This window comes from Streptomyces sp. NPDC017890, from assembly GCF_044328675.1.
Taxonomy (GTDB): domain Bacteria; phylum Actinomycetota; class Actinomycetes; order Streptomycetales; family Streptomycetaceae; genus Streptomyces.
Window position 1 is genome coordinate 1 of sequence record NZ_JBIRHU010000088.1, and the last position, 3,452, is coordinate 3,452.

General features: G+C 60.3%; 5 protein-coding genes and 1 pseudogene. 1 reads left to right on the top strand and 5 read right to left on the bottom strand.

What is annotated here, in order from left to right:
• From ACH4F2_RS35350 to ACH4F2_RS35360, 3 genes are all read right to left on the bottom strand, one after another.
• Positions 1 to 321, bottom strand: a 321-nt coding sequence (locus ACH4F2_RS35350; protein WP_398136756.1) for a hypothetical protein, incomplete at its 3' end; no start/stop codon positions are given.
• A gap of 2 nt (positions 322 to 323) precedes the next feature.
• Positions 324 to 785 (bottom strand): hypothetical protein, encoded by a 462-nt coding sequence (locus ACH4F2_RS35355; protein WP_003944221.1) that lies wholly within the window; start codon positions 783 to 785, stop codon positions 324 to 326.
• A 178-nt stretch (positions 786 to 963) separates the two neighbouring features.
• Entirely contained in the window at positions 964 to 1,290 is a 327-nt protein-coding gene (locus ACH4F2_RS35360) for a hypothetical protein (RefSeq protein WP_398136757.1), read from the bottom strand.
• A gap of 262 nt (positions 1,291 to 1,552) precedes the next feature.
• Here ACH4F2_RS35360 and ACH4F2_RS35365 point away from each other — a divergent pair, with 262 nt between their 5' ends.
• The gene (locus ACH4F2_RS35365; protein WP_350835206.1) at positions 1,553 to 1,918 is read left to right on the top strand and encodes a hypothetical protein; all 366 of its coding nucleotides are present in this window, start codon (positions 1,553 to 1,555) and stop codon (positions 1,916 to 1,918) included.
• A 261-nt stretch (positions 1,919 to 2,179) separates the two neighbouring features.
• Here ACH4F2_RS35365 and ACH4F2_RS35370 read toward each other — a convergent pair.
• Positions 2,180 to 2,631: pseudogene (locus ACH4F2_RS35370) on the bottom strand (IS3 family transposase); the annotation flags it as partial.
• Between the two features lie 207 nt (positions 2,632 to 2,838).
• Entirely contained in the window at positions 2,839 to 3,429 is a 591-nt protein-coding gene (locus ACH4F2_RS35375; protein ID WP_037131391.1) for a hypothetical protein, read from the bottom strand.
• Between the last annotated feature and the right edge of the window lie 23 nt (positions 3,430 to 3,452).

Genomic DNA, 3,452 nt, shown 5'->3' on the forward strand with positions numbered 1-3,452 from the left:
GTGCACCTGCTCCACGTGCACCGTGCGCCCCTCGACATAGAACCAAATGCGGGCATCACCCTGCTGAGTGGGTTTGTGCTGCCACCGCTGATGGCTCACGCCGTCGCGAGTGACGACGCCGAGGTCGCCGCGTAGCGGGTAGTTCTTCGGATCCACCACCAGCGGGGTTCGCGTCAGGAAATCCCAGGCCTCCGCCAACGGGTTGCGGATCACCGCAGTGAGGTCCCGCCAACCTTTGCGTGCATTGTTGGTCGCGAAGCGGATCTCGTACTCGGTCTTCTTCGTCGGTCGAGGTACGAGCTCGCCGCGTTTTCCTGCCACCGCTACGGACGCTCCACCATCGTGTCGTCTTCTGGAGTGTCCAGCCATTCGAGGTCGGCCTGACCGAGGCCGGCAGCGATCGCGGTCGCCGTTTCTCGCCACGAGGTCAGTTCCGCAAGTACCAGGTGCGGTTGGTCGGTCGCGAACGACGCGCGTGCGGCGTCGACCAGGTCTCGAGCGCAGACGGCACGATCCTTCGGGGAAAGTGCCAGCATCCAGGGGAATGCGCGCGACATCCGTCCGTCGAGGGGTCCGTCGTCGTCGACGGCCACTCCGATCAGCTGTGCCGCGAACTCGAGGAGTCGGGCGCGGCTGTCTGCTTCGCGTTGTGTCATGAGCACGAGATCTTCGCCGTCGCGGCGGGTGACGGTGACGGGGTGGTCCTCGGCCTCGGCGAACACCTCGGCCGAGTGTTTGCTCAGGTCGGAGGAGCGGCGTGTGGTGCGGGTCGCGGTCGGGGCCATGCCCCCACAATATTCGGAACGTGTTCGGAAGTCTATGTGAAGTGCACTGCACGGCGACCGGCATGGCCCGGGTCCAGGCTTCTCCGGAACCGAAAACTCAGGCCGCGACTGTGACTCTCGGAATTATTGGCACGTTCTTCCCTGAATTATTTGGCACGGCGATAGCCGTCAGACACTCTCACCTTGGGATCCTCGGTCGAGCAGGAGGCGGGACGTATCTCGGGCCTCTCACTGTGTCGAGATCCGCCAACCCGGCATCCTCAGAGCCTCCGAACAACTCCTCGGCCCGGCGACTGCTCAGAAAACCACTGATCAACTGCCACAGTTCATCCGCGAACGCCGGGGCTTCTGGACCGACCAAGCGAAGCAAGAACACGAACGCATCATCATCATCGAGCGCGGCCACGATGCCGTGCTCGGCAATCGCCCCCGCATCATCGGGGTACACCCCACCCAGGAACTCAAGCCCATGCAGATAATCGTCGAGGTACCTGTTCGGGCGCATCCCCTCATTCTTCCATCACGATCACTCCTGCAAGATCGGCAAGCCCGATCGCCCCGTTCGACGGTCAAACCGAAAGGATCTGTTTTTTCGAACAGATGACGGTTGCTTTGGACGCGGGGAATATTGTCACTCACAGGCGAAATAGCAACGGCTGTCGAATAGCATTCGGAGAATGTATGTGTCCGGTTCCGACTTCGGTGCCAGGTGGGATGTCAGATTCACATTCGAGCCGTCACCGGAACTCCAAGAGATACTCCTGACCGTGATCGCCCGGATCTCGCGCGACACCCTTCGTTTCGATGGAATGCGGGAGTTCGATCCGGGGGTGTGGCGCGTCGACATTCGACGAGACGTGTTCCCGGTTCCTGGGCTCGTTCTCAGTTTGGGAGTGAACAATCAGGACGGTAGCGGGTTCGGGATCTCCAGCGGCCTCGATGCTTTGGCCGCAACCATCGAGATCGCGCACAACTTCCAGGACTTCAATGAATGGCTGCAATGGCCGACTCTGCCAAGCGGCGGTCATCTGGATCCCGGAATAGTCGACGGTGAGGCAACGTGGATGCTGCGAGGCGAGGTTGTCGCCCCGATCGGACAGCTCACCGAGTATCTCGACCTGCTGGACCATTGAGCCCGCACACTCTGGACCCGAATGGGCTCAGATCGTTTCTGAGGGCTTGGGTGTGCGTTTTGACCATCGACCAAGCAGGACAAATCATTCAGTGGGCGGGACCAGACATCGAATACGGGTTATCCAGTGGCCAGCGGACTGACAACACGACCACTCTTGCCTGAAATCCAGACTCTGAATCACACCGGCGAGTCCGGAGACTTACTGATTTGAGAACTCCGCGATTCGCGTAGCTCTGTGTTCACCGTAGTAGAACGCCTCGATTCGGCGAGAATACGCGTCGATGACGAACGCGACGTAGACCCAGCCCGACCATGTCGAAACGTATGTAAAGTCGGCTACCCACAACATGTTTGGCGCGATCGGGTTGAACTTCCGTTGCACCAGATCGTCTGCGCGATGCCCTTGTGGATCGGCGATGGTGGTGCGCTTGGCCTTGCCTCGACGGGCACCTTCGAGCCCGAGGACACCCATCAACCGTTCGACCGTGCACCGCGCGCTACCTCGATACCCTCTCGCCTCAGCTGAAGCCACACCTTGCGGGCGCCGTAGACCGAATAATTTTCGGTGTGCACCCGGCTGACCTCGACTTTAAGCCTTTCGTCGCGCAGAGACCGCCGAGACGCAGGACGGTTGCGGGCTTCGTAGTAGGTGGACGGCGCAATTGAGCAGCCGTGCTCGGTGAGCACCCTGCACATCGGCTCGACGCCGTACTTGCTCTTGATCGGTTGACGAAGTCGATGAAGTCCCCGGAAACTCCGGTGTGATTCAGCGGTGAGCCGGTCATGGTCCCGGAGAGAGATCGTGGAACGGAAGTCGAGATGTAGTCATAGATGACGGAGAGCGGGCCGCACCGAAAGGTGTGACCCGCTCTCGTCGATGTCCCATCACTCCGATCGGCGATGGACTTCTCGGAACTCTTAGTTTGCCAACACCACGATCTTGTTCGTGACCGCTGAGTTCGAGATGGTGATGGAAGGCGGTGTCGATGACGTCCCAGGGCTGAATTTCACGGTCTGGACCCCGACTTTGTAGCTGTTTTCACTCTTCCGAATACCACCGCTCTTGAGGGTGCTGTAGAAGAGTCCTCGCGCGTCGTTCGATTTCACGTAGCTCACTCGTGGTGAGACACCTGCTGGATTCGAGCTCCGATTGATCAGCGTTTCGGGGCTGTTGATGCTGCTCGCCTGCACCACGGGAATAGAGTTACTTCCGCCTTTCGGGACCAGGATCTCGATTACTTTGTCGAGGACGACTTGAACGACGACCCCCTTTGTTGCGTCCTTGAACTCCTTCTGCCAGTTGACCTTCTGGAGGTACTTCACAACTGCCCCCGCTGGGCCTTGCTGCGGTGCGACGACGGGGGTCGCGTGGACGACAGGGACGACGACGAAACCACCAAAAGCGGTGAACGCTGCGAGAGCAGCGGCAACCGTTGCAGTGCGGATGGAAGTTGACCTGGACATGTCGTTCCTCTCGGTCGGGCAGGCGCCCGGCGCGGCAACCTGCACAAACAGAGGCTAATGGGCGAACC